Annotated in this window: 21 protein-coding genes and 1 riboswitch; of the genes, 17 read left to right on the forward strand and 4 right to left on the reverse strand. The window is 51.8% G+C overall.

The window, feature by feature from the left end; all coding sequences use genetic code 11:
- Positions 1-83 precede the first annotated feature (83 nt).
- Both KNO96_RS09205 and KNO96_RS09210 read left to right on the forward strand, forming a co-directional pair.
- A complete protein-coding gene (locus tag KNO96_RS09205; protein ID WP_214703433.1) occupies positions 84-1496 on the forward strand; it encodes an NAD(P)H-binding protein in 1413 nt (470 codons plus the stop codon).
- A 133-nt stretch (positions 1497-1629) separates the two neighbouring features.
- Complete coding sequence (locus KNO96_RS09210; RefSeq protein WP_251125095.1) at positions 1630-3186, forward strand: SulP family inorganic anion transporter; 1557 nt, start codon at positions 1630-1632, stop codon at positions 3184-3186.
- Here KNO96_RS09210 and KNO96_RS09215 read toward each other — a convergent pair.
- Both KNO96_RS09215 and KNO96_RS09220 read right to left on the reverse strand, forming a co-directional pair.
- Positions 3183-3512: a YolD-like family protein gene (locus tag KNO96_RS09215; protein WP_214703435.1), complete on the reverse strand. Its 330-nt coding sequence runs from the start codon at positions 3510-3512 to the stop codon at positions 3183-3185. The two genes, KNO96_RS09210 and KNO96_RS09215, sit on opposite strands and share 4 nt — an antisense overlap.
- Positions 3509-4804: a Y-family DNA polymerase gene (locus KNO96_RS09220; protein ID WP_214703436.1), complete on the reverse strand. Its 1296-nt coding sequence runs from the start codon at positions 4802-4804 to the stop codon at positions 3509-3511. Before KNO96_RS09220 ends, KNO96_RS09215 begins: the two co-directional genes overlap by 4 nt.
- A gap of 252 nt (positions 4805-5056) precedes the next feature.
- Between KNO96_RS09220 and secA2 the strand changes: the two genes are divergently transcribed.
- From secA2 to KNO96_RS09250, 6 genes are all read left to right on the forward strand, one after another.
- The gene (gene secA2 / locus KNO96_RS09225; RefSeq protein WP_214703437.1) at positions 5057-7423 is read left to right on the forward strand and encodes an accessory Sec system translocase SecA2; all 2367 of its coding nucleotides are present in this window, start codon (positions 5057-5059) and stop codon (positions 7421-7423) included.
- Positions 7423-8226, forward strand: coding sequence for an SLAP domain-containing protein (locus KNO96_RS09230; RefSeq protein ID WP_214703438.1), 804 nt, complete (start codon positions 7423-7425; stop codon positions 8224-8226). Before secA2 ends, KNO96_RS09230 begins: the two co-directional genes overlap by 1 nt.
- A gap of 134 nt (positions 8227-8360) precedes the next feature.
- Positions 8361-11114, forward strand: a complete 2754-nt coding sequence (locus KNO96_RS09235) for a bifunctional 2',3'-cyclic-nucleotide 2'-phosphodiesterase/3'-nucleotidase (RefSeq protein ID WP_214703439.1) — start codon at positions 8361-8363, stop codon at positions 11112-11114.
- A gap of 185 nt (positions 11115-11299) precedes the next feature.
- Positions 11300-12742, forward strand: a complete 1443-nt coding sequence (locus KNO96_RS09240; RefSeq protein WP_214703440.1) for a carbon starvation CstA family protein — start codon at positions 11300-11302, stop codon at positions 12740-12742.
- A gap of 95 nt (positions 12743-12837) precedes the next feature.
- Positions 12838-13509 carry a PAQR family membrane homeostasis protein TrhA gene (trhA, locus tag KNO96_RS09245; RefSeq protein WP_026825468.1) on the forward strand — a complete coding sequence of 224 codons (672 nt, stop codon included), beginning with the start codon at positions 12838-12840 and terminating at the stop codon, positions 13507-13509.
- A gap of 157 nt (positions 13510-13666) precedes the next feature.
- The gene (locus KNO96_RS09250) at positions 13667-14584 is read left to right on the forward strand and encodes a proline dehydrogenase family protein (RefSeq protein ID WP_026825469.1); all 918 of its coding nucleotides are present in this window, start codon (positions 13667-13669) and stop codon (positions 14582-14584) included.
- 87 nt (positions 14585-14671) lie between these two features.
- Here KNO96_RS09250 and KNO96_RS09255 read toward each other — a convergent pair whose 3' ends face one another.
- Positions 14672-15097 carry a hypothetical protein gene (locus tag KNO96_RS09255; RefSeq protein ID WP_214703441.1) on the reverse strand — a complete coding sequence of 142 codons (426 nt, stop codon included), beginning with the start codon at positions 15095-15097 and terminating at the stop codon, positions 14672-14674.
- Between the two features lie 251 nt (positions 15098-15348).
- Positions 15349-16251, reverse strand: a complete 903-nt coding sequence (locus KNO96_RS09260; protein ID WP_214703442.1) for an SDR family oxidoreductase — start codon at positions 16249-16251, stop codon at positions 15349-15351.
- Between the two features lie 214 nt (positions 16252-16465).
- Between KNO96_RS09260 and KNO96_RS09265 the strand changes: the two genes are divergently transcribed.
- From KNO96_RS09265 to KNO96_RS09305, 9 genes are all read left to right on the forward strand, one after another.
- The gene (locus KNO96_RS09265) at positions 16466-18877 is read left to right on the forward strand and encodes a 3-hydroxyacyl-CoA dehydrogenase/enoyl-CoA hydratase family protein (protein WP_214703443.1); all 2412 of its coding nucleotides are present in this window, start codon (positions 16466-16468) and stop codon (positions 18875-18877) included.
- Positions 18878-18895: 18 nt separating this feature from the next.
- Positions 18896-20068 (forward strand): acetyl-CoA C-acetyltransferase, encoded by a 1173-nt coding sequence (locus KNO96_RS09270; protein WP_214699386.1) that lies wholly within the window; start codon positions 18896-18898, stop codon positions 20066-20068.
- Between the two features lie 13 nt (positions 20069-20081).
- Positions 20082-21866, forward strand: coding sequence for an acyl-CoA dehydrogenase family protein (locus KNO96_RS09275; protein ID WP_214703444.1), 1785 nt, complete (start codon positions 20082-20084; stop codon positions 21864-21866).
- Between the two features lie 89 nt (positions 21867-21955).
- Positions 21956-22687, forward strand: coding sequence for a hypothetical protein (locus tag KNO96_RS09280; protein WP_214703445.1), 732 nt, complete (start codon positions 21956-21958; stop codon positions 22685-22687).
- Positions 22688-22734: 47 nt separating this feature from the next.
- Positions 22735-23088 carry an arsenate reductase family protein gene (locus KNO96_RS09285; protein ID WP_214703446.1) on the forward strand — a complete coding sequence of 118 codons (354 nt, stop codon included), beginning with the start codon at positions 22735-22737 and terminating at the stop codon, positions 23086-23088.
- Positions 23089-23136: 48 nt separating this feature from the next.
- On the forward strand, positions 23137-23520 hold the full coding sequence (gcvH, locus tag KNO96_RS09290) for a glycine cleavage system protein GcvH (protein ID WP_026825478.1): 384 nt from the start codon (positions 23137-23139) through the stop codon (positions 23518-23520).
- A 188-nt stretch (positions 23521-23708) separates the two neighbouring features.
- Positions 23709-23966, forward strand: a complete 258-nt coding sequence (locus tag KNO96_RS09295) for a thioredoxin family protein (protein WP_051545961.1) — start codon at positions 23709-23711, stop codon at positions 23964-23966.
- A 450-nt stretch (positions 23967-24416) separates the two neighbouring features.
- Positions 24417-24522, forward strand: a riboswitch (SAM riboswitch).
- A gap of 77 nt (positions 24523-24599) precedes the next feature.
- Positions 24600-25628 carry a methionine ABC transporter ATP-binding protein gene (locus KNO96_RS09300; RefSeq protein ID WP_214703447.1) on the forward strand — a complete coding sequence of 343 codons (1029 nt, stop codon included), beginning with the start codon at positions 24600-24602 and terminating at the stop codon, positions 25626-25628.
- Positions 25618-26280, forward strand: coding sequence for a methionine ABC transporter permease (locus tag KNO96_RS09305; protein ID WP_214703448.1), 663 nt, complete (start codon positions 25618-25620; stop codon positions 26278-26280). Before KNO96_RS09300 ends, KNO96_RS09305 begins: the two co-directional genes overlap by 11 nt.
- Positions 26281-26305 lie beyond the last annotated feature (25 nt).

Raw genomic sequence — 26305 nt, forward strand, 5'->3', positions numbered from 1 at the left:
AGGCTCTACATACTTAGACTGATTTATCTTTTAAAAAAGAAGGGTACATTACCTCTATGCGAATAATTAGGGGAGTGAACATTATGCGGAAAACAATTGTCATTGCGGGGGCGAGCGGCTATATCGGCTCGAACGTGATGGAACAGCTAAAAGAAGAATACGACATCATCGCGTTGTCGCGATCGACGAAGAATAAAGAAGATGAAGCCCATATCACATGGCGTGCCTGTGATTTGTTCTCATATGAGGCAACAAAAGAAGCATGTGAGGGAGCGGACTACGCGATGTTCCTCGTCCACTCGATGATTCCGGACGGGGGATTGACGCAGGCGACGTTCGAAGACATGGACGCGCTCATCGCGGATAATTTCGCCCGGGCAGTGAGCGCGAAAGATATCGAACAGATCGTCTATTTGAGCGGTATCATCTCAGAAGAGTCGAAGACGTTGTCGCGCCATTTGAAGAGTCGACTCGAAGTCGAACGCATCCTCGGCGGACAAGGCGTGCCGGTGACGACGATTCGGGCGGGGCTCATCATCGGTCCAGAAGGTTCGTCGTTCCCGATTTTAGCGAAGCTCGTCAAACGATTGCCGTCGATGATCTTGCCACGCTGGACGAAGACGGAGACACATCCGATCGACATTCGGGAAGCCGTTCAGGCACTCATCTCGGTCGTCGGTGCCGAGTCGCTTTATGACCGTCATATCGACATCGGGGGTCCCGAGGTGATGACATATCGGAAGATGATTGAGCAGACGGCCGAAGTCATGGACAAGCGCCGCGTCTTGATTGACTTCCCGTTCCCGACAATCAAACTGTCGCGGCTGTGGGTCATGGCCGTCACGGGTGAACCGAAGGCGACCGTCTATCCGCTCGTCGAGAGCATGGGGCATGCGATGGTGGCGGAAGATACGGTCGACGGCATCGGACAAGGTGAGATTCCATTCAAACAGGCTGTCGAACATGCGCTTGAGGAAGAAGAGAAGCAGTCCTCGGGCGGGAAGAAGAAAAAGCAACCGAAATCGTATACGGTCCGTTCGATTCAGCGGTTCGGTCTGCCGGAAGAGAAGTCGGCACTTTGGATGGCGGACACGTACTTCGAGTGGCTCGGTCGTTTTATGTATCCGCTCATTCAGACGACGAAAGAAGACGATGATTGGGAGATTGCGCTGCTCGATCCGTCATTCGTCGCGCTCCATCTATCGCTTGAACGGGAAGCAACGGACGATATGGCATCCTTCGCGATTGACGGAGGCAAGTTCGTCAAATTGAGTGAAGAGGATCAGACGGGGCGTCTCGAGTTCCGGCGATTACCGGAGTCGGATGAAGGACTCGTCGCCATCCATGAGTTCGTACCGGCCCTCCCGTGGTGGTTCTATACGAAGACGCAGGCGAAAGCCCATCTCGTCGTCATGTGGCTGTTCGGTCGTCATGTGAAGTTGCTGGCGAAAGACGCGGAAGATGGCGGTCAAGTCGTAGAAGCTCCGACGAATTGAAGGGAGGCGCATCGAAAGGTGCGTCTTTTTCTTTTGTACATTCTGTTAACGTTTTTCTCAACCCGTTTACAAGCCCTCTTTCCAGGCGTACACTAAACTCGTTTTTGAACTGATTGGAAAGAAGGAATGTATGATGCAAGAATCACTCTCCACACGTGAGATGTGGCAAAAGGACATCTCGGCCGGCATCACGGTCGGTGTCGTCGCCATCCCGCTCGCCATGGCATTCGCCATCGCCTCAGGAGTCCCACCGGTATACGGGCTCTACACGTCCATTTTCGCGGGGATCCTCGTCAGCCTGTTCGGGGGTTCGACGTTTCAAATCGCCGGACCGACGGGAGCGTTCATCCCGATCGTCTCGGGTGTCGTCCTCGTATATGGATATGAAGGGTTACTCGTCACGACCGTTCTTGCGGGAATCTTACTGCTCCTCATGAGCGTGCTCCGGGTCGGACGGCTCATCCGCTTCATGCCTCGTGCCGTCACGATCGGCTTCACGGCCGGGATTGCCGTCGTCATCTTTGTCGACCAGCTCGATGAGTTGTTCGGGGTCACGTTTGAGAAGGCGCCGCATTTTCATGAGAACTTGCTTCGCCTCGGTCAGGCGTTGCCCGAAGCGAGTCCGTGGCCGATTGTCATTGCTGGGATTGGCTTTTTGACGCTTTGGCTCGTCCCGAAGCTGCCGTTCCGTTTACCGCTTTTACTCATGGCGATGCTCGTCCCGACGTTTGTCAGTCTTCTCATCCCGGGTGAGGTCGCGACCATCGGAAGTGCATACGGTGGCATCCCGAGCGGACTACCGGAATTCAACTGGCTTGCGATCGACATCAACCTAATCACAACGCTCATCCCGTCCGCGTTCGCTATCGCCTTCCTCGGTGCGCTCGAGTCACTCCTTTCAGGAACAGTCGCTGACGGGATGGCGGGGACGAAGATGAAGCCAGACAAGGAGCTGTTCGGGCAAGGGCTTGCGAACGTGATCACACCGTTCTTCGGTGGGATTCCATCGACAGGTGCGATTGCTCGGACGGCGACGAACATCCAAGCCGGAGCGGTCAGCCGACGTGCCGGTGTCATCCATGGACTCACGGTCCTCGTTGCGGTACTCGTCCTCGCCCCATTCGCGAGTTACGTGCCGCTCGCCGCACTCGCCCCGATCTTGATGCGGGTCGCCTGGAACATGTCCGAACGTCATCATGTGATGGCGATGTTACGTCATCGTTCATCCGAGTCGCTCGTCTTACTCGTCACGCTATTGTTGACGGTATTCGTCGACTTGGTCGTTGCCGTCGAGGTCGGCGTCATCTGTGCTCTCGCGCTCTTCGCGAAACGGATGGCGGATACGATCGATGTGCGTGAACGGACAGAACGGTACGTCACGCGGGACGGCCAAATCGTCTTCAGCGTCGAAGGCCCGCTCTTCTTCGGTGCGGTCGAGCTGTTCGAGCACGTCCTCCATCACATTCATCGGGAGCCGAACGTGTTCATCTTCAACTTCCATCGTTGTCCGGTCATCGACGTGACCGCGGTCGAGGAGTTGCGTCGTGTCGTCACCGAACTGAAAGCGGCCGAACGTCACGTCATCTTCGCGCACCTGTCTCCCTCGGTCCGCGCGACGCTTGCTCACTATGGTCTGCTCGACGGAATCGAGACGTTCGAGACGACCCAGGAAGCGATCGAGGCGTCTTAACGAACGGACAAGATGTCGGTGAACGGGACGCGGCGCACCTCGCCGTCGAACAGCTCGACTTCGCGCTCGGCATAATAGATGGCGTGGACATAGCCGCGCATGCTTTTCGTCAAGCCGTCCACGAACAAGGTCACTTCGACCTGGTCGCCTTCACGGATGGCCCGTTCGAGCTCGGTCTGCCAGAGATAGAGGAGCTGTTCGTCCAAATCGGGCAGTTCGATTTTTTGGATTTGTGCATAATAACGTTTCAGTAGGGCGACGTGCTCGGGCATGAGAAATGGGATCCATTTCAACTCACCCCGGTCACGATAGCGGGTCTTGCTCATGAGGAATCGCCTCCTTGTTTATGTCCGCCGATTAAACGTTGGCGCGTCCGGAGCGGACTGTCTTTTAGTAGGCTCGATGCCGGTCGGATCGTGCCGCGACCGAACCGGACGTTCAAGCCGTCAATCAAATCGAGGAAGTCGAGCCGTTTCGCCTTCGCCCATTCGTCTTCGAAGAACGATAACTGGACGTGGTCGCTCCGCGGCTCGAGCTTGCCGAGAGCGACCGAGACGTAGCGGACGGCCTCCGTCTCTTCCCAGCCGTCTAAAAATAACTGCACTAAGATGGGGAGAAACTCTTGCTCGTCCGCTGTGAAGCGGGGGAGCTTCTTTTGTTTACTGAAGCCACCCCGGTCGCTCGTTCGCGTATAGCGCACCCCGAGGTGGAGCGTCCCCCCGACGAGTCCCGCTTGCCGTGTCCGCATGCCGACCTCGACCGCGATCGCCTGTAAGACGAGCCGGATTGCGGAATACGTCGTGTAGTCTTTCATGAGGGTGATGCCGTGTCCGATCGACTTCGGTCGCGTCCGTTTCGCCCCGAACAAGGAGCTCGCTGGCAGGATGGTCGGCGACTCGTCGATGCCCCAGGCGTGATGCCAAAGTTCTGCACCGATCACACCGAACTTTTCATGAAGGGATTCGAGCGGATAGCGGGCCAAGTCCCCAATCGTCCATATACCGAGCCGCTGCAGGTGGACCGCCATCTTCGTCCCGACGCCCCACATCTTCTCGATTGGGGCCGGATGGATGAGTCGCTCGACGTCGTGGAGAAGGCACGTGGCGACACCCTTCTTTTTCGCATGCAAATCAAGGACGAGCTTGGCGAGGACGTTGTTCGGTCCGATGCCGATGGTGACGGGAATCCCTGTATAGCGAAAAATCGTCGCACGCATGAGGTGGGCGACGTGCTCGTCACTTCCGAACAGTCGCTCCGTCCCGGTCATGTCGACGAGCGTCTCGTCAATCGAATAGACGCGAATCGCCTCGGGCGGGGCGAACTGATGAAGGATGTGGATGATTTGGATGGAAACGTTCAAATAATGACTCATCCGCGCCTCGGCATAGAGGACGTCTTGCCGTTCGTGCCACGGGAGGCGGTCGATGTGGAAGCGACGTGACCCGGTCTTGATGCCGAGCTGTTTCATCTTCGGGGTCGCCGCGAGGACGAGCGCCCCGCTGTCCCGGAGGTTCGAGAGGACGACGAGCTTCGTGTGATAAGGATTTTTGTTGCGCGCGGCACACTCACAACTGGCATAGAACGAGACGCTGTCGATACAAAAGATTCGTCTGCGCATCGTCACCACTCCTTTTTACGAACGAATGTTCTGTTTTTTTCATCGTAACACGGTCTCACGTCATCTCAAATAGTGAATTGAAAATATTTTTACAAAGATTTTTTGAAAATTACCCAAAATTTATAGGTTTTCACGTGTCTAAAAACCAACTTTTAGGAAGTTTTCGTAAAAAAGTATCCGAATCGGTTCGATTTTCGTTATAATAGACGAGTATGTAAGTGATGAATTGATAGAAAGATGGAGGCTATTAGTGTGATCCAATTTGTAAAACAGTTAACGAATGATCAAAGCCGGCGTTTGAAAGCGTACGAACGACGGGTCGCGCGTATTAATGGATTAGAGACAACGATGAAAGCCCTCTCGGATGACGAGATGCGTACATATACGGAGACGCTCAAAGCACGTCTCTTGGATGGAAAGAAAGTGAATGACATCGCGGAAGAAGGGTTCGCTCTCGTCCGAGAAGCGTCGGTCCGTGTGCTCGGCATGCGTCACTATGACGTCCAGCTCATCGGTGGGTTTGCCCTCCTCGAAGGGAACATCTCGGAGATGCCGACCGGGGAAGGGAAGACGCTCGTCGCCGCCTTACCGAGTTACGTCAAAGCGCTCGAAGGAAAAGGTGTCCATGTCATCACCGTGAACGATTATTTGGCGAGACGTGACGCTGAACAGATCGGGAAGATTCATGACTTCCTCGGGTTGACGGTCGGCTTGAACGTACCAGACATCGAGGCGGACGAGAAGCGTTCTGCGTATCAGGCAGACATCACGTATGGGGTCGGGACGGAGTTCGGATTCGACTACTTGCGTGACAACCTTGTCCATAAGCCGGAAGAACGGGTCCAACGCCCGTTCCATTTCGCAATCGTCGATGAAGTCGACAGCATCTTGATCGATGAGGCGAAGACACCGCTCATCATCGCGCAAAAGGACCGATCGCACATTCGGTTGAAACAATTGGCGCAACAGATCATTTCCGAGTTCGGTGAGACCGATTACGAGGTCGACCTCGAGTCGAGATCTGCGACGTTCACGGAAGAAGGAATCGTCAAGATTGAAGAGCTGTTCGCCATCGACAATCTGTTCAGCGCCTCGCATCAGGTGCTCTATCACTATCTCGTCCAGGCGCTCCGGGCGAACGTCTTGTTCGAGCTCGACGTCGATTATATCGTCCGTGAAGACAAGATTGAACTGATCGATTTGTTCACGGGACGCATCATGGAAGGGCGGAGCTTGTCGGAAGGGTTGCATCAGGCGCTCGAGGCGAAAGAAGGCGTCACGATCACCGAAGAGAACAAGACGACGGCGGAAATTACGATCCAGCACTATTTCCGCATGTATCCGCTCGTCGGTGGGATGACGGGGACGGCCCAGACGTCACGCCAAGAGTTTTTGAAGACGTACAACATGGACGTCGTCCAAGTGCCGACGAACCGCGAGCGTCAGCGTGTCGACCATCCGGACCGCATCTTCATGACGACCGAGCAAAAGTATGCGGCGGTCACTGAAAAAGTGGCGGAATTGCATGCGACGGGACGTCCGGTGTTGATTGGGACGACCTCGATCGCACAGTCAGAAGCGATCAGCAAGCACTTGAAGAAGAAGCGGATCGAGCATGACGTGTTGAACGCGAAGACGGTCGCACAGGAAGCGGACATCATCGCAGATGCCGGTCAGTTCGGCAAAGTGACGATCGCAACGAACATGGCCGGACGCGGGACGGATATCACGCTCGATGCAAAAGCGAAGGAAGCGGACGGTCTCTTTGTCGTCGGGACGGAGCGCCACGAGTCAAAACGTGTCGACAATCAGCTCCGCGGTCGTTCGGGGCGTCAAGGCGACCCGGGTGCGACCGAGTTCTTCGTCTCGCTCGAAGATGAGATCGTGAAACGCTATGCGGCGCAGAAGCTAGAGCGCATAGAGAAAAAATTGAAGCCGAACGCGACAGGTGAGGTTTCGTCGAAAGATGCAATCGAGATCATCGAATATGCGCAGACGACGATTGAAGGACTTGGCGTCTCGATTCGGGACTACTTGTTCAAACTCGACGATGTCTTGAACGAGCAACGCAATATCATTTATACGATTCGCAATCAGGCCGTCAACGCCGACGCGGATGCCATCACGAAAAACGTCCTCGGCATGATGCGCCTCGCTCTCGAGAACAGCATCGATATGCATGTATCGGATGAACTCGTGCCTGAGGAATGGCCAATCGATGAGTTGAAGGAAGACTTGCGCTACTTGACGATGCAGGAGCCGACATGGGCAAATGACATCGCGGATACGCGTGAACTGAAGGATGCCTTAAACGACTGGATGGAGACCATCATCGCTACGACGGCGTCACGCCTCGAACAGGACGACATCGTCCTCTTCGCAAAAGAGTCGCTTCTTCGTGCCGTCGACATGAAGTGGACGGATCATTTGACGACGATGAGCGGGTTGAAAGAAGGGATCGGTCTTCGTAGCTATGGGCAGGAAGACCCGAGCCGTCAGTTCGGGAAAGAGGGACTTGAAATCTTCGAACAGACGTATATCAATATCGCACGGGATGTCACGACGGAACTATGCCAGCTCGATCGCTACTTCGCAGAGATGGCAGAGGAGGAAGTATAATGTTAGGATTTCGTAAACGTAAACAAATCGAGACAGGAAACAAAGAGGAAGGACGCCAATTGACGCTCGTCATCGACGATGCGATGGGGATTCCAAAAGAGGATGAGTACGTCTTCCGTTACCACGCGAAACGACTTCCCGCACTTCTCGACAACCAGCTCTCGATCGAGTTGTTGAATGCCGAGTCGCTCGGACATGACTTGTCAATCGTGGCGTTGTTCCGCAACACGCTTCCGAGCTCGTTCGAAATCAACGAGTTGCCGGTCCTCTTGTTGGACGCGAACAACGTCCCAATCGGACGGAAGGTACTAGGGCGTTCTGAACTGCCGAGCTTTGAAGCGTGGACGAGCAAGCCGGTCTACTTGGACTTCTTCTTGGATGAGATGTTCGGCGAGGTGGAGTCGTACGACTCGCTCCGACTCGTCTTCCAAATGAACCCGATTGACCCGCTACAACTCGTATCACCGGAAGAAGAAGCGACATTCTCGAAACGAGCATGGCAACAGCTCATGAGAACGAATATCTCGACGCCACCGGTCGGGGAGAACGAGTTCAATTTGATGCTCGTCTCGGTAGAGAAAGAAGAGACGAACGTCACGGCGACGATTCTCCTCCGCAACGGTTATGACCGCCACTTGAACGTCGAGAAACTCCCGCTTGAACTCGTGAGCGGGGATGACGTAATCGGCTTCACGATGATTCGTCTTGAAGAGCCAGTCCATGGTAAACATGCGTACCCGGTATCGGTCACGTTTGAAGAAATTGAGGGCGATGGACCGTTCACCGTTCGTATTAAACAATGATAGGAGAATAGACCTGATTTCTGTAAAAAGAAATTAGGTCTATTTTTATACAAAATTTTAATAGGAGGGCAAGGCGGCTGGTGTTATATTGAATATGGTTAGACAATTATCAGCCAAAAAAAGGGGACAATCACATGAAAACCGCATTGAAATGGTCGATCGCGACCGCGCTCGTGTTACCAACCGTTTTGCCGCTACAGGCACCGAACGTTTTGGCAGAAGTGGACGAGGATATCGTCAAGCTCCGTTTCTTAGAGACGACAGACTTACATACGAACATCACGAACTACGATTACTTCCAAGACAAGGTTGACAACACGATCGGGTTGACGAAAGTCGCGACACTCATCAATGAACATCGTACAGCCGCTGGGGAAACGAACACGTTCTTGTTCGATAACGGGGATACGATTCAGGGGACACCGTTTGGCGATTACGTCCGTGAGAGCCAAGCTGAAAAAAATGAAGCGTTTGAACATCCGATGTACAAGGCGATGGCCGCATTGAACTACGATGCCGTCACACTCGGGAACCATGAATTCAACTTTGGTCTCGAATTCTTATACAACGCGATGGAAGGGTCGAAAGGGAAACTTCGCTTCGTCAACTCGAACGTCAACGATCTAGAAGGCAACCCGATCGTCTCGAAGTTCAACGTGGATGGACAAGAGGTCCAAATCATCGAACGAACGGTTACAGACATGGATGGGGAAACACATACGATCAAAGTCGGTGTGTTCGGAGTCGTCCCTCCGAAAATCATGTCATGGGATTCGGGGAACCTTCAAGGTCGTGTGACGGCAGAGGATATCATCCCGTCAGCACGTGAAGCGGTTCAAAAATTGAAAGACCAGGGAGCGGACCTCGTCGTCGCCCTCGCGCACTCAGGCATCGGCGACAGTGCAACACTTGCAGATGAACAACTCGACAGCGAGGAGAACGTCGGTTACGCGCTCACGAAGATTGACGGACTCGACATGGTCATGACAGGGCATCAACACGGTCGCTTCCCAGATGCGAAAGGTATGTTCGCCTCGTTCCCGAACGTCGACATGACGAAAGGGACAATCAATGGCAAACCGGTCGTCATGGCGAATAACCAAGGGAAAGACCTCGGCGTCATCGACTTCGAGCTCGAACTCGTAGATGGGAAATGGCAAATCATCGATGCATCAGCAACGCTCGACACGGTGACGGCTGATACGGCGGTCGACCCGACGATTCAAGCGTTGATTGAAGACGACCACTTGGCGACAATCGACTATATCAACCAACCGGTCGGTGAGATTCAAGACGACATCCAAAGTTACTTCGCACTCGTCCGTGATGATGCATCAGTCCAGTTCGTGACGAATGCACAGAAATGGTATGTCGAGAAAGAACTCGAGACGAACCCGGAACTTTCAGCGTATAAAGAATTGCCACTGTTGTCAGCGGGCGCACCGTTCAAAGCCGGTGGCCGTGAATTGACGGATGCGAGCTACTACACGAACATCCCGAAAGGGCAAATCGCTTTGAAAAACGTCGCGGACCTTTATGTGTATCCGAACACGCTCGAAGTCGTCAAAGTGACAGGAAAAGATGTCATGGACTGGCTCGAGATGTCAGCGGGTGCGTTTGACCAAATCGAAGAAGATGGCGAAAATTTACTCAACCTTCAATTCCGTAGCTACAACTTCGATGTTCTCGACGGTTTGACGTATGAGATCGATGTCACGGGTCCTGCGAAGTTCGATGTCGGCGGGAAGCTTGTCAACGAGAACGCGAACCGCGTGAAAAATGTCGAATATAACGGACAACCGATCAAGATGGACCAGGAGTTCTTGGTCGCGACGAACAACTATCGCGCCGGTTCTTCATCGTTCCCAGGTCTCGGTGGCGGGAAGAACATCGTCTATCGCTCAGCGTATGAGACACGTAACGTCATCTCGGACTACATTGTCGAAAGTAAAGACAAGTTAGACTACAAAGCCGACAACAACTGGAAGATTGTCGCGGACGCGAAACGTTCGGTGACATTTGAAACAGCGGATGCAGGGAAGCAGTACTTGAACCTTTACGAAGGAATCGAAGCGACAGACGCGACGCGTCAAGATGCGGCAGGTCGTCTCTTCCGCACCTATACGACTGAGCTCGAAGCGGCACCCGTTGACTTGACCCTCTCGGTCGATGTGATCAAGCCGGGTGCAAAAGTCGTTACCGGGAAGACGGCTCCATCTGCGAACGTGACGTTGAAAGATGGCAAGACGGTCCTCGCGACGACGAAAGCCGATGCACAGGGCATGTACCGTTTGACGGTCAAACCGCTCAAACTCCGTCAGTCGTTGACGATTGAAAGCGAATTGAATGGCAAGACGATGACAGAAACGAAAGTCGTCGGTGCAGGATTCGTCGGAGCGCCAGCGATTTCGAAGCGCTTGACATACACGAACACAAACGTTTTGACAGGAACGACTTCACCGGGTGCTAAAATGGTATTGAAACGTGATGGGAAACGAATCGCCTATGCGACGGCTGACACAGCAGGTAAATTTGAGTTCACAAAACGAATTGGTTTCGTTGCGGCAAGCTATGAAATCGAAGCGAAAGATGTCACAGGTAAAGTAGTGGAAACTAAATCATTTGTTCTCGAAGAACCTAAAGTGGTGACGCCGAAAAACACGAAAGGTGTGAAAATCGGCACTCGTGCATTGATTGGAAAAACGACACCGGGCGCGAAGGTCGTCTTGAAGGATGCCAAAGGAAAGCAAGTGGCGAAAGTGAAAGCGAGCTGGGCGGGAACGTATACGTTCACATTCAAAAAAGGTCTTGCGAAAGGAACGTATAAAGTCATCGCGAGTGACTATGATGGTTCTGGTGCAAAAAAAGCTACATTCAAACTAAAATAAGAGTTGAACGACGTCCGATTCGGGCGTCGTTTTTTGTCGGATAAAAGTGTCTAAAATGTGAATGAAAGCCCTTACGTTATCGTTATATATTATGTATAATCAATCCTGTAATCGGTTACATGACACATGTAAACTTAAGAGCTGACGGGGATCGGCTACATACGTACGGAAAAGGGGACTGACAGATGATTACATTCTTCGTCGCACTCGCACTACTTTTGGTCGGGTATTTGGTATACGGTCGTTACGTCGAGAAGACGTTCGGCATCAAGGAGGAGCGGACGACGCCCGCCTACGCTTCCCAGGACGGCATCGACTACGTGCCGATGGGCAAGAAACGGAACTCGATGATCCAATTACTGAACATCGCCGGCGTCGGACCGATCTTCGGGCCGATCATGGGGGCGCTCTATGGACCGGTCGCCTTTCTTTGGATCGTGTTCGGGTCGATTTTTGCCGGAGCGGTTCATGACTATTTGACCGGGATGATTTCCCTGCGGAATAATGGGGCACACTTGCCACAACTAGCGGAAAAGTTCCTCGGACGTTCGCTTCGCCATATCGTCAACGGGTTCGCACTCTTACTTTTACTTCTTGTCGGAACGGTGTTCGTCACGTCTCCGAGTAACATGATCAACAACTTGTTCGACGGGGACGCCTCGACGCTCATGTTCGTCATCTTCGGCATCTTCGCCTACTACATCTTGGCGACTCTTCTCCCGGTCGACAAGATCATCGGGCGCATCTACCCGTTCTTCGGGGCGCTCCTCGTCGTCAGCGCCATCGGGATTGCGGTCAGCCTGTTCGCACAAGGCTACCAGATCCCGGAGATGACATTGACGAACATGCACCCGGACGGTCTGCCGGTCTGGCCGCTCCTCTTCTTCACGATCTCGTGCGGGGCGCTCTCCGGATTCCATGCGACACAGTCGCCGATCATCTCACGGACGACGATGAACGAGAGCAACGGCCGCTCCATTTTCTACGGCATGATGATCGCGGAGGCGGTCATCGCGATGGTATGGGCCGGGGCGGCGATGGCCATCTTCGAGCCGGGTGAATTGCTTGGACTTATCAGCGCGGGGACGCCGGCACTCGTCGTCCAGGAGGTGGCGACGCTCATGCTCGGCAGCATCGGCGGGACACTCGCAATCCTTGGTGTCATCGTCTTGCCGATCACGTCAGGCGACACGGCGTTCCGTAGCGCCCGGATGATCATCGCCGACTACTTATCGATCGCACAGAAGAAGTTCTCGTCACGCCTTTGGATCGCGCTCCCACTCTTCGGGGTCTCATACGTGCTCACGAACATGGACTTCCAGATGCTTTGGCAATACTTCAACTGGGCGAACCAGACGACGGCGGTCATCGCACTGTTCGTCGGGGCGATGTATCTCTATATCAAAGGACGCAACCATTACATCGCGCTCCTTCCGGGGACGTTCATGTTGTATGCGGTCTGGTTCTACATCTTGACGGCGCCGATCGGCTTCGAGCTCGATGGGGTCCTGCCGTACGTCATCTCGACACTCGGGACGCTGACGCTGCTCGTCCTGTTCCATAAGCGGGCACGCGCGATGCGGGCGGCACAGATGGAGTGTGACATTCCAGTGAAAGAAGTCGCATAATTTTAACACGGGCCAATCTGTGGTCCGTGTTTTTGATTGCTTTCAAATCGGGAACTGTCCATACTAGAGGGAACAGTTAAGGAAGGTGGGAGCATATGGAACAAAAGCAACTAAAAGAGATGCTCCATGCCGACACGCTCGGGGAAGAGATTGCGAGCGCGATCACGCACGGCTTAGGAGTCATCTTCAGCATCGTCGCCCTCGTCTTACTCGTCATGAGTGCGACGGAAAGCGGGAGCACGTGGAACGTCACCGCGGTCAGCGTGTTCGGGGTATCGATGATTTTACTCTACCTCTTCTCGACACTCATGCACGCCATCCCGCATCCACGGGCGAAACGGGTGCTACAAGTGTTCGACCACGCGGGCATCTACTTACTCATCGCTGGAAGCTACACACCGTTCGCCCTTGTGACCCTTCACGGGACGCTCGGTTGGATTCTTTTTGGGATTGTGTGGGGTGTGGCGATTCTCGGGATCGTCTGGAAGCTATTTTCGACCGGGAAGTACATGTGGGTATCGAATGTGACATATCTCGCACTCGGCTGGATCTGTATTATCGCCATCCGTCCATTGTACGAATCACTCGGTCATCAAGGATTCATGCTTCTCCTCGCGGGAGGGATCGCCTATTCGGTCGGAATCGTGTTTTATGTGTGGCAAAAATTGCCGTTCAATCATGCGATTTGGCACTTGTTCGTGTTAGCGGGAAGTGTGCTCATCTTCCTCAGTATTCTGCTCTATGTCGCACCTTCGACAAGCCTATAAGACAGCCGTCCTACGGGGCGTCTGTCTTTTTTGAAAGCGAAGGAAGAAAGTGTTGAAAACGGTTACAAAAATACAGACGAATTGACGTTTGTGTGTCATAATAATTTCAGACATCATCATAGAGATAGATGGGTGTAAAAGTAAGGGGGACAATCAGATGGAAAAAGTGTTGCGCGATGGATTTATCTACATGTCACAAAACAAAACACTCAACAGTTTGGCAAAGAAATATGGCCTACGATTTGGTGCATCACGCTTTGTAGCAGGGGAAGACTTTAAGGCGTCTGTTCCGACGATTCGCGAACTAAACGCGAAGGGCTTGTCGGTCACAGTCGATCATCTCGGGGAATTTATTCAGACAGTCGAAGAAGCAAATACGAATCGCGATGAAATTATTCGTGCGGTTGAAATTATGGCAGAAGAGCAATTAGATGCCTATATGTCACTCAAACTGACGTCACTCGGATTCGATATATCGGACGAGTTGATCGAAGACAACATGCGTCACATTTTGACGGTCGCACAAGAAGTAGGGGTCTTTGTGGCCATCGATATGGAAGATGAGCAGCGTTGTGAGAAAACGCTTGAGCTGTTCAAAAAGCTGAAAGCGGAATTTGATGGCCTCGGGACGGTCATCCAATCGTACTTGTACCGCTCAGAAGATGATATTAATCATCTCGCGCCGCTCAAGCCGAACCTCCGCATCGTCAAAGGGGCATATAAAGAGCCAGCGACGGTCGCGTTCCCAGAAAAAGAGGACGTCGACCACAATTACTTGAAACTCGTCAAACTCCACCTTGCGAACGGAAACTACGCATCCATCGCGACACACGATGACCATATGATTGACGACGTGATCGAACACGTCAAAGAAAACAACATCCCGCTCGACCAGTTCGAGTTCCAGATGTTATACGGCATCCGCGTCGAGCGTCAACTCGAGCTCGTGCGCCAAGGATACAAAGTCCGTGTCTACGTGCCATACGGCCGTGACTGGTACGGTTACTTCATGCGCCGCCTCGCGGAACGCCCGGCGAACGTGGCGTTCGTGTTAAAAGGAATGGTGAAGAAATGAGAAAAGCACGAACGTCCGTCGAGGATGTTCGTGCTTTTTGATGTATGGATCACGTCGATGCGTTCGGCCATCTAACTAGCGGAGGTGCTACGATTTCTTGTTCTCGTCCTCACTTACCCAAAACTCCGGACCGATTTGATCGGACAGCCAAAAGAACAGTTCTTGATGTTCTTCTGGATGCACATCCTGCAGAGCACCTGGATTAAATATATACTGTTTATTTTGAATGAAATCTTCTCGGATGAAATCAGCCATATGGTACGGACCGTATCCGTAGGAAGTATTTACGTCAGGCGGAGGATTTTCTTCCATTCGAACAGCCATATGTGTTTGCGCTAAAAATGTAAACATTCGCGCGAGAGCGAGATAGCCTTCAGCGTTGCCGACGAAGTTGACGCCTGCTGCATTCAAATTGATTTCCATCTTGGCATCATGGTCAAAATGCGGATCGAACTCTAAAATATCTTCGTCGTGCTCTTCGTCGTACGCATCATCATTGTATTGGTTTGTCATTGACTAGCCTCCATATTTACCTATTTGTCATTATTATACTCAGTGTACGACGTAGATGGTCAGGTTGTTTTTCAGTGCCAGGTAAATGCGTCCGTCGGCACCCTGACTCATGCAGGAAAGCAATCCGACGAAGACCCCGCAGTGCCGGGAACGGCGCGAGGAGGCTTCAGGATTGCCTGCTGAAAGCATGGGCGACGAAAGAATGCACTGCACAAAAAGAAGACTCAGCTACGAACTGAGTCTTCGATCGATTATCCGTTCACGACCGTCCCACCGTTGACGTGAATGACTTGACCACTGACGTATGTCGAATCATCGCTTGCGAGATAGACGTATGCCGGTGCGAGCTCGGCCGGTTGTCCCGGTCGCTGCATACCGGACGAGTCTCCGAACGATTTGACTTTCTCCGCGTCGAAAGTTGACGGAATGAGCGGCGTCCAAATCGGTCCCGGGGCGACCCCGTTGACGCGAATCTTCTTGTCCGCCAAGTTTTTGGCGAGGGAGCGGGTGAACGCCGTAATGGCACCTTTCGTCGACGCATAGTCGATCAATTGGTCGTTTCCTTCATATGCCGTGATGGAAGTCGTATTGATGATGCTCGCCCCTTCTTTTAAATAAGGGAGAGCCGCTTTCGTTAAGTAAAACATGCTGAAGATGTTCGTGCGGAACGTCTTCTCGAGTTGTTCGTCCGAGATGTCGAGGAGCGATTCCTGCGGATGCTGCTCGGCGGCGTTGTTGACGAGAATATCGATGTGTCCGAACGTTTCGAGCGTCTCTTCGACAACTTGCTGGCAGAATGAAGATTCTCCGAGATCCCCTTGAAGGAGCAGACAGGCTTGACCTAAGTCCTCGATCCGTTCTTTCGTCGCTTCCGCGTCCTCAAGTTCGTTTTGGTCTTTGTAGACGATGACGGAGTTCGCGCCTTCATGGGCGAAGAAAATGGCGACCGACTTCCCAATCCCGGAATCTCCACCGGTGATGATGGCGACCTTGTCTTTTAACTTGTCACTTCCTTTATAATCTTCTCGTTCATAGATGGGGAAAGGTTCCATCTTCGAATCGATCCCTGGTTGATGCGCCTGTTCTTGGGCACTCTTTTGGAACGACTCAAAATCCTTTCGATTGCCGGTAGTATTTAAACGATTATCTCGCATGTATACGTTCCCCTTTCTAAATTTGACTCTTTTTGTTTATACCACACCCGTTGAAAACTAATCGTTCATTCAAAAAATGGAATGAAATTGAAAAATGAACGCTTGCGAATGAATGTTCATTCATTTATGATAGAAGAGTAAACACGATGGTGATTGCGATTTTTTTTACGCGTGAAATGAATCACTATTCATTCTCATTTTAGGGGGGAACACTATGACGAGTCACATCGAACAATCAACCGACCTCCGTTTGACGAACTCAATTCGTTTTGCGGTCGTCATCGGTTCAGGAGTAATGGGGGCGGGGATTGCGGCTCACTTGGCGAACGCGGGGATTCGTTCGCTCATGCTCGACATCGTACCACGTGAATTGACAGCCAAAGAGGAAGCGAAAGGATTGACGCTCGAGTCACCTGAAGTACGGAATCGTATCGCCTCAGAAAACCGGCAAAAGCTATTGAAACAAAATCCAGCACCACTCGCGACAGCCGACCACCTCAACTTCATCGAAGTCGGGAACTTAGAGGATGACTTGGAGCGCTTGAAAGAGGCGGACTGGATCATCGAAGTCGTCGTCGAGCGCCTCGATGTGAAGCAACAGCTCTTCGAGAAGATTGCACCTTACATCCGTGAAGATGCGATCCTCAGCTCGAACACGTCAGGGATTTCAATCGAAGCGATGGCAAGTGCCCTTCCGGAAGGATTGAAATCCCGCTTCCTCGGCACACACTTCTTCAACCCACCGCGTTACTTGAAGTTGCTCGAACTCATCCCGACGGAGCAGACAGCCCGTCCGGTCATCGACTTCATGTCACGCTTCGCGGAAGACCGTCTCGGAAAAGGTGTCGTCGAAGCAAAAGACACGCCGAACTTCATCGGGAACCGCATCGGGACGTACGGTCTTCTCGTCACGTTCGAAGAGATGCTCAAGCAAAACGCCTCAATCGGAGAAATGGATTCAATCACGGGTCCACTCATCGGTCGTCCGAAATCTGCGACGTTCCGCACACTCGACGTCGTCGGAATCGACACGTTCGTCCACGTGGCAGGTAACGTCTATGAGACACTCGAATCAGGCGAAGAGAAGGACACCTTCGACGTTCCCGCAGAAATGAAGCAACTCGTCGAAAAAGGATGGGTCGGACAAAAGGCCGGTCAGGGCTTCTATAAGAAAGAAGGCAAGGTCATTCAGGAATTGAACCTTCAGACGTTCGAATACGAACAATTGAAAGCGATTACAGGTGCTGAACTCGATCAAATCAAGTCACTTCCTGGATCGAAGGCGAAATTGAAAGGTGCTATCTTGAACAAAGGTCGCATCGGACAACTGCTCTGGCCAATCACGGCGAAGACGCTCGCTTACTCGGCGCGTCTCACTGGAGAAATCGCCGATACGATCGTCGCTATCGATGACGCGATGAAGTGGGGCTTCGGTTGGAAGTTTGGACCGTTCGAGATGTGGGATGCCCTCGGTGTTGAAAAATCAGTCGAGCGCATGAAAGCGGAAGGTTATGACGTCCCGGCATGGATCGATGAGATGCTTGCTGCAGGTAATACGTCATTCTACAAGGGAGACCAGTATTACGATAAAGCGTCGAAGGCGTATGTCGAGAAGACCGTCAACCCGAAAGAATTGAAACTCAAACCGCTCGCAAAATCAAACGGTATCATCTTAGAGAACGGTGGGGCACGCCTCGTCGATATCGGCGATGACGTCGTCGCACTTGAATTCACCTCACCAAACAACGCAATCGGAGTCGACATCATGCAGATGATTGAACAATCGATCGACCGTGTCGAGCAAGACTTCAAAGGGATGGTCCTCGCCAACGATGGCAAGAACTTCTGTGTCGGCGCGAACCTTGCGATGATGCTTATGGAAGCAGAAGACGAGAACTGGTTCGAACTCGATTGGATCATCAACAAGTTCCAACAAGCCGTTCAAAAGATTCGCTATTCAAGTCGCCCGGTCGTCGCCGCACCATACGGCATGACGCTAGGTGGTGGGACGGAAATCAGCTTGCCAGCAGCGCGTATGCAAGCCGCGCTTGAGACATACATGGGTCTCGTCGAAGTCGGGGTCGGACTCATCCCAGGTGGGGGCGGAAACGTCAACACGTATCGTCGTCTCCTTGAGCAGACGCCAAAATCGATGCAAAACATTGAGAAGGCTGCACAGCAGACGTTCGAGAACATCGCGATGGCGAAAGTATCGAAGTCGGCATTTGATGCGAAGACGCTCGGTTACCACCGTGCGGTCGACGGAATCTCAATGAACCGTGACCACTTAACGTTCGATGCGAAACAGACGGTCCTTGAACTGGCTGACGGGTACACGGCACCCGTTCGCGAGAAGTTACCGGTCGTCGGTCAAACGGGTAAAGCGACGCTCGAACTCGCGGCGTATGAAATGTTCTATGGTGGTTATATTTCAGAGCACGATTTGAAGATTGCGAAGAAACTCGCACACGTCATCAGCGGTGGCGATTTGGCATACGGTACACTCGTCGACGAGCAGTACTTCCTCGACATCGAGCGTGAAGCCTTCTTGAGCCTCATCGGGGAGCCGAAGTCACAACAACGGATGCAACATATGCTCGTGAAAGGCAAACCACTACGGAACTGATAAAGGGGGACAATACAGATGAGGGAAGCAGTCATCGTAGCCGGCGCACGGACGCCGGTCGGAAAAGCAAAGCGCGGTTCGTTCCGTAACGTTCGTTCGGACGAGCTCGCGGGATATGCCATCAAGGCAACGCTTGAGCGTTCAGGATATAAAGGCCCGATTGATGACGTCATCATGGGTTGTGCGATGCCAGAAGCGGAGCAAGGGATGAACATCGCTCGCTATGCGGCGGTCCGGGGGGGACTGTCGCACGAAGTACCAGCGATTACCATCAACCGCTACTGCTCGTCAGGCCTTCAAGCTATTGCGGATGCAGCGGCAAAAATCATGATCGGTCAAGCGACGGCAATCATCGCCGGCGGTATGGAATCGATGAGCCAAGTCCCGATGGGTGGTCACGTCATCCGTCCAAACCCACACATCATGGAGACGGCACCAGAGTACTACATGAGCATGGGTCATACGGCAGAACGTGTCGCGGCTGAATATAATATCTCGCGTGAGGACCAAGATGCATTCGCCATCAACAGTCACCAAAAAGCGGCGGCAGCCATCGCAGGTGGCAAGTTCCAAGAAGAGATTGCCCCTGTGACGGTCATCGAGCACGTACTCGGTGAAGACGGAAAAGTCGCTGAAGTGGAGAAGGTCGTGAAGCATGACGAAGGTGTCCGTGCCGACTCGACGGTTGAAGCGCTAGGCAAACTCCGTCCTGCGTTCAAAATCAAAGGTTCGGTCACGGCAGGTAACGCCTCACAAGTTTCAGACGGAGCGGCAGCTGTCCTCGTTATGGACCGTGAAGAAGCAGAACGCCAAGGGTTACAACCGATGGCGAAGTTCCTCTCGTTCGCGGTCGGCGGTGTCCGCCCGGAAGTGATGGGAATCGGTCCGATCGTCGCCATTCCAAAAGCACTCGAGATGGCTGGTGTGAAGTTAGAAGAGGTCGGATTGTTCGAGTTGAACGAAGCGTTCGCGAGTCAGTCACTCGGTGTCATCCGGGAACTCGGAATTGATCCGTCGAAAGTAAACGTGAACGGAGGCGCTATCGCCCTCGGCCACCCGCTTGGATGTACAGGAGCAAAACTTTCGGTCTCGATCTTGCATGAGATGAAACGACGCAATGAGAAGTATGGGGTTGTCACGATGTGTATCGGCGGCGGTATGGGCGCGGCTGGTGTCTTCGAATTACTTTAAGGGGGAATCGGATATGGAACGTACAGAACATGAATTGATTAAAGGCGGTAGCTTCGTCATTGACGAACTCGACGCAGCGCGTCTCTTCACTCCAGAGGATTTTTCAGATGAGCATAAGATGATCGGGGACACGACAGCAGGATTTGTTGATGACCGTGTCATGCCAGTCCTCGGACGCATCGAGAAACATGAGTTCGACCTCTCTGTCGAATTGTTGAAAGAAGCAGGAGAGCTCGGACTCCTCGGAGCAGACGTTCCAGAAGAGTACGGTGGCTACCAGCTTGATAAAATCTCATCTTCCATCATTACGGAGCGTTTTGCGAAAGCGCGTTCGTTTGCACTCAGCTACGGCGCACACGTTGGGATTGGGACGCTCCCGATCGTCTTCTTCGGATCAGAAGAGCAAAAACACAAGTACTTGCCAAAACTCGCGACAGGCGAATGGATTGCAGCTTACGCACTCACTGAGCCGGGCTCAGGATCTGACGCCCTCGGTGCGAAGTCAACAGCTGTCTTGAACGAGGCGGGCACGCACTACGTCTTGAACGGGGAGAAGCAATGGATTACAAACGCTGGTTTCGCAAACGTCTTCGTCGTCTACGCGAAAATCGATGGCGACAAGTTCAGTGCCTTCATCGTCGAGCGTGACTTCAAAGGAGTTTCAACAGGCGCAGAAGAGCAGAAGATGGGAATCAAGGGATCGTCGACACGTACGCTCATCCTTGAAGATGTTGAAGTACCAGTCGACAACCTTCTCGGTGAAGTCGGAAAAGGCCACGTCATCGCCTTCAACATCTTGAACGTCGGTCGTTACAAACTCGCAGTCGGAGCAGTCGGGTCTTCAAAACGTGCATTCGACCTCTCGGTACAATACGCGAACGAGCGCAAGCAGTTTAAGACACCGATCAGTCAATTCCCGCTTATCCAAGAAAAACTCGCAACGATGGCAGCGAATATCTATGCGATGGAAAGTTCGGTCTACCGTACAGGTGGCTTGTTCCAAGACAGCCTCGACGCACTCGGTGACGAGAATATGCGTGATGGATCGAAAGTTGCACAAGCGATCGCGGAATACGCGATTGAATGCTCACTCAACAAAGTGTTCGCTTCTGAAACATTCGACTATGTCGTCGATGAAGCGGTTCAAATCCACGGTGGATACGGATTCATGTCAGAATATGAAGTCGAGAACCTCTACCGTGACTCACGCATCAACCGAATCTTCGAAGGAACGAACGAAATCAACCGTTTAATCGTACCAGGTACGCTTCTCAAGAAAGCGATGAAAGGTGAATTGCCTCTTCTCGCAGAAGCACAAAAACTTCAAAAAGAGCTCATGAGCTACATGCCACAAGAATTGGACGGCTCACCGCTCGCACGTGAGAAGATGCTCCTTGCGAACATGAAGAAAATTCACTTGATGGTCGCTGGTACAGCGGTACAGAAGTATCAACAAGACCTTCAAAACGAACAAGAAATCTTGGCGAAGATCGCAGACATGATCAGTGCCATCTACGCGCTTGAAGCAGCCATCGCTCGTACAGACAAAGCGATCGCACGTACAGGCGAAGAGAAGAACACGCTCAAAGTCCGCTACACAGAAATTTTTGCGGAGCAAGTATTCAAACAAGTCGAACTCATGGCGAAAGAAGTGTTGTACGCAGCGGCGTCTGGTGACGAGCAGCGTATGCTTCTCTCGGCGATGAAAAAGTTCAGCCGCTACCAGCCAATCAATGTGATCGGTACGAAGCGTGAAGTCGCAGCGAGCCTCATCAAAGCGAATAAGTTTATCGTCTAATCAAATTGACAGAAAGGGTGGACCGGACGCGGTCGGCCCTTTCTTTTTTTGAGCTCTGCCACGTACAATAGAGACGAGGGGGAGAGACGATGAAAAGACGAGATGTATTACTCGACCGGATGGAGCGAATTGGACGGTCCGTTGCCGAACATGACGGCACGCTCATGTTGCTTGCATTAGGATCGATTGGACAAGAGACAGAACGGCTAGATGATTATTCCGACCTCGATTTCTTTTTGATTGTCGAGGACGGGCATAAGGCACGCTTTATTGACCGACTTGACTGGCTCGAAGTCGAACCGCTTCACTATCAGTTCCAAAATACGAAAGACGGGCATAAAATCATGTATCACGATGGTATTTATGGGGAATTTGCCGTCTTTGAAGTGCACGAACTCGCGACAATCGCTTACACGCCGGGGCGCGTCGTTTGGAGACGTGATGAGGCGCTAGATGTGTTCGCGACACCGGACCTCGCTATCGAGCGTCATGCATCCTCTTATTACTACGAAGAAGCATTGACGAATCTATATGTGGGCTTGTTACGCGAACGTCGAGGGGAGACGCTTGCCGGATTCGAGCTCATTCAAGTCGCAGCCGTTCAAAATGTCTTGAAAGCAATCGGTAAACAAGGCGACGCCTTCAACCCGACACGTCGGGTCGAGTCGAGACATCCGCAGATGATTTCTTTCCTGTTGGGCGGGGTATTAGGATATGGTAGATCAGGCGTCGCGGCGTCGGCCATCTTACGTTTTATCGAAGAGCGACATGTTGTCAACACGACGATGAAGCGAGAGATTGAGCGGTTGCTTGAGACGTGAATTGATTTCTCAGAATATGCTACATTGATGAGAGAGGTGATGAACAGATGGTGACACTATACGGCTATCCACCATGCAGTACGTGCAAAAAAGCAGAAAAATGGTTGAAAGAGCAAGGCATCGATTATACATACGTCCATATCGTCGAATCGACGCCGACGAAAGAAGAACTCGCTGATTTATGGAAGCAATCGGATTTACCGCTCAAGAAATTCTTCAACACGAGCGGGCAAGTTTACCGGAATGAAGGAATTAAAGACAAGTTGCCACATTTATCAGAAGACGAACAACTCGAGTTATTAACGAGCAATGGTATGCTTTTGAAGCGACCAATCGTCACAAATGGTGAAAAAACGACCGTCGGATTTTCAGAAAAGTCCTTTACGGACGTTTGGGGCTAAGTGCTATAATACAGATGTGAGTCTAATTTATTTGAGGGGGAAGTTAGGATGAGCAAAGTACCAGCAAATTTACGTTATTCAAAAGAACATGAATGGGTAGAAGTCAACGGAACGAAAGCCCGCATCGGCATCACGGATTTCGCACAGAGCGAGCTAGGGGATATCGTGTTTGTCGAACTCCCAGAAGTCGATGGTACAATTTTGCTCGACGAGCCATTCGGTTCGGTCGAATCAGTGAAGACGGTCTCTGAGTTGTATGCACCGGTATCAGGACGCATCACAGCAGTGAACGAGGACCTCGCGGATTCTCCAGAACTCGTCAACGAGTCACCGTTTGAAAACGCATGGATGGTCGAAGTCGAATTGACGGAAGAGTCAGACCTCGACAAACTCATGTCTGCGGAAGAATACGAAGCGATGATTCAAGGATAATCAAAACCGGCCTCTCCCGAATCGGAGAAGCCGTTTTTTTGTTTACTCGAAGTCGAGGCGGTAGTGATCGGATTTGATGAGCGTCGCTCGTTCAAACACGAGATAGAAGAATATTCTAAAATTTCAACAGAGCACGATTTTTGAATGAGAATCCATCGCCCATTATAATGACAGGAGAGGTGAGAAGAATGATTACAGACGGATACTTATATATATACGCCCCGATGTGTGGTACATGCGCTGTGGCGGAGAAAATGTTGACGGTCGTCGAAGCGGTCGACCCTGACATTAAAATTGAAAAGCGGGATGCGAACTATATCCCAAAAGAGCTCGAAGCATATCAGGTGATGAGTGTTCCGGCACTATTGAAGCTTGAAAACGGCAAGGTGCGAGATCGTCTTTACGCGTTTCAAAATGTGCAACACGTCCTCTCTTTCATGAAGTAAGAGAGGAACATTAGAATAATCTGAAAATTTTAAATAATCAGTTGACACAGAAAGTTCACGAATGGTATATTCATTACAACATCTTACTTGAACACAAAATAGGACGCGATATTCCCGACATCAAGACGTTTTAGCGAAGCCGCTGCTACACTTTACACGAATACACGTCAGTCTTCCCTTCGATTGTCCCCCAAAAAAATCAAGCGAAGAGAGACGTTTCGTATAATCGCACGGTCCAAGCTAAGATTGAGTGGTGATTGGTGAATCTCCCCCATGTAAGGGTGGAATTCTTGAACGGGCAAAAGATTCTCATCTATGGGCTGTCCTTCCGTGACTCAAGGTGCTACGTTCTGTGTCGTCCTCGGACGGCACCTTTTTTTAATTTTTTGAAAAAAGGATTTGACAGCAGAAAAAGCTGTCGCTATGATAAAGCTAATCGAATATACAACACTCTTATCAAGAGAGGCTGAGGGACTGGCCCTATGACGCCCAGCAACCGCGGAGTAATCCGAAATGGTGCTAATTCCAGCAAGGTGAAAACCTTGAAAGATGAGAGCAATCGTTGTCCGTACGATAAAGTGCGCACGTTTGCTCAAACGTGTGCGCTTTTTTTGTTGTCAGGAGGGAAATATATTGATTCAATTACGAAACGTCGCCAAATGGTTCGATACGAAAAATGGTCGTGTCCAGGCGGTTGATGATGTATCACTAACGATTGATCGCGGTGAAATTTTTGGAATAATCGGATATTCAGGGGCAGGGAAGTCAACGCTCATCCGATTGCTCAATCGTCTCGAATCACCATCAAGCGGTGAAATCGAAGTTGCCGGGAGCGAGCTGACGAAACTCAGCCCGAAAGAATTACGAGGTGTCCGTAAAAACGTCTCGATGGTCTTCCAACACTTTAACCTTCTATGGTCGCGTACGGTCGCAGAAAATATCAGTTTTCCGCTCGAGCTGATTGGGGTGCCGGCAAGTGAGCGGAAACGTCGGGTTCAAGAACTCGTCGAACTCGTTGGATTGGCCGGTCGCGAGGACAGCTATCCGTCACAATTATCGGGCGGTCAAAAGCAGCGAGTCGGGATCGCACGCGCGCTCGCCACAAACCCAGAGGTGCTCCTCTGTGACGAAGCAACGAGTGCACTCGACCCGAAGACGACGGATTCGATTCTCGAACTGCTCGTCAGTATCAATAAGAAACTCGGATTGACGATTGTCCTCATCACGCATGAGATGCACGTGATTCAAAAGATCTGTCACCGAGTCGCCGTGATGGAAGCAGGAAAAGTCGTCGAGACGGGTCAAGTCTCGGACGTGTTCCAACATCCGAAACAACCGATCACGAAAGAGTTCGTCAAACAAATCGGAGCGGTCGACGATCTATCGCTCACGTTCGAACATTTGAAGGAACGGTATCCGAGCGGTCAAATCGTCAAATTGAAATTCTTGAACGAGACGGCAGAACAACCAATTTTGTCTGACGTTCTTAAAACACATGACATCGGATTCAACATTATCGGTGGGAACGTGACCCAGTCACAAGTCGGTGCGCTCGGTACGCTATTCATCCAACTGATTGGGGAAGCAAGTGAAATCGAACGCGCCATCGCGTCGATTCGTTCGCAATCCGTAGAAGTGGAGGTGGAAAGCGATGTTTCCTAACGTAGATTGGCAAATTATGATGGAGCAGACTTGGGAGACGTTATATATGACGCTCGTCGCAGGTGTGGCGACGTTTGTGATCGGACTCGCTTTAGGTTTGGTTCTCTATATTACAAACGAATCGCTATTATTGAAGAATCGTCCGATTTACGTCTTTGTCAGCGCAATCGTCAACGTGTTCCGTTCGATCCCGTTCATCATTTTGATTATCTTACTCATCCCGTTCACGCTGTTCTTACTCGATACGATGCTCGGTTCGACGGCGGCGCTTCCGGCGCTCATCATCGGCGCGGCACCGTTCTATGCTCGAATGGTCGAACTTGCGCTTCGCGAAGTAGACCGAGGGGTCATCGAGGCAGCAGAGTCGATGGGAGCGACGAAATGGCAAATCATCTATAAAGTGTTAATTCCTGAAGCACTCCCGGCGCTCGTCTCCGGGATTACAGTGACCATCGTTGCAATCGTCGGCTATACGGCGATGGCCGGAGTCGTCGGAGGCGGCGGTCTCGGGAACTTGGCCTATTTGGAAGGGTTCCAGCGTTCACAAAACGACGTCACGTTCGTGGCGACGGTGCTCATCTTGTTGATCGTGTTCGTCATCCAGTTCATCGGTGACCGACTCGTTACAAAAATTGATAAACGTTCAGCTTAATACAACATATATTATTTGGAGGGAT

This window comes from Exiguobacterium sp. s89, from assembly GCF_018617735.1.
Taxonomy (GTDB): Bacteria; Bacillota; Bacilli; order Exiguobacteriales; family Exiguobacteriaceae; genus Exiguobacterium; species Exiguobacterium marinum.

What these genes read in the sequence shown, in the direction of transcription:
- KNO96_RS09205 (WP_214703433.1), top strand. Translation starts at nt 84, where the DNA reads ATGCGGAAAACAATTGTCATTGCGGGGGCGAGCGGCTATATCGGCTCG.
- KNO96_RS09235 (WP_214703439.1), top strand. Translation starts at nt 8,361, where the DNA reads ATGAAAACCGCATTGAAATGGTCGATCGCGACCGCGCTCGTGTTACCA.
- trhA (WP_026825468.1), top strand. Translation starts at nt 12,838, where the DNA reads ATGGAACAAAAGCAACTAAAAGAGATGCTCCATGCCGACACGCTCGGG.
- KNO96_RS09210 (WP_251125095.1), top strand. Translation starts at nt 1,630, where the DNA reads ATGCAAGAATCACTCTCCACACGTGAGATGTGGCAAAAGGACATCTCG.
- KNO96_RS09285 (WP_214703446.1), top strand. Translation starts at nt 22,735, where the DNA reads ATGGTGACACTATACGGCTATCCACCATGCAGTACGTGCAAAAAAGCA.
- KNO96_RS09305 (WP_214703448.1), top strand. Translation starts at nt 25,618, where the DNA reads ATGTTTCCTAACGTAGATTGGCAAATTATGATGGAGCAGACTTGGGAG.
- KNO96_RS09220 (WP_214703436.1), bottom strand. Translation starts at nt 4,804, where the DNA reads ATGCGCAGACGAATCTTTTGTATCGACAGCGTCTCGTTCTATGCCAGT.
- KNO96_RS09255 (WP_214703441.1), bottom strand. Translation starts at nt 15,097, where the DNA reads ATGACAAACCAATACAATGATGATGCGTACGACGAAGAGCACGACGAA.
- KNO96_RS09260 (WP_214703442.1), bottom strand. Translation starts at nt 16,251, where the DNA reads ATGCGAGATAATCGTTTAAATACTACCGGCAATCGAAAGGATTTTGAG.
- KNO96_RS09270 (WP_214699386.1), top strand. Translation starts at nt 18,896, where the DNA reads ATGAGGGAAGCAGTCATCGTAGCCGGCGCACGGACGCCGGTCGGAAAA.
- gcvH (WP_026825478.1), top strand. Translation starts at nt 23,137, where the DNA reads ATGAGCAAAGTACCAGCAAATTTACGTTATTCAAAAGAACATGAATGG.
- KNO96_RS09215 (WP_214703435.1), bottom strand. Translation starts at nt 3,512, where the DNA reads ATGAGCAAGACCCGCTATCGTGACCGGGGTGAGTTGAAATGGATCCCA.
- KNO96_RS09280 (WP_214703445.1), top strand. Translation starts at nt 21,956, where the DNA reads ATGAAAAGACGAGATGTATTACTCGACCGGATGGAGCGAATTGGACGG.
- KNO96_RS09265 (WP_214703443.1), top strand. Translation starts at nt 16,466, where the DNA reads ATGACGAGTCACATCGAACAATCAACCGACCTCCGTTTGACGAACTCA.
- KNO96_RS09240 (WP_214703440.1), top strand. Translation starts at nt 11,300, where the DNA reads ATGATTACATTCTTCGTCGCACTCGCACTACTTTTGGTCGGGTATTTG.
- KNO96_RS09275 (WP_214703444.1), top strand. Translation starts at nt 20,082, where the DNA reads ATGGAACGTACAGAACATGAATTGATTAAAGGCGGTAGCTTCGTCATT.
- KNO96_RS09250 (WP_026825469.1), top strand. Translation starts at nt 13,667, where the DNA reads ATGGAAAAAGTGTTGCGCGATGGATTTATCTACATGTCACAAAACAAA.
- KNO96_RS09295 (WP_051545961.1), top strand. Translation starts at nt 23,709, where the DNA reads ATGATTACAGACGGATACTTATATATATACGCCCCGATGTGTGGTACA.
- KNO96_RS09230 (WP_214703438.1), top strand. Translation starts at nt 7,423, where the DNA reads ATGTTAGGATTTCGTAAACGTAAACAAATCGAGACAGGAAACAAAGAG.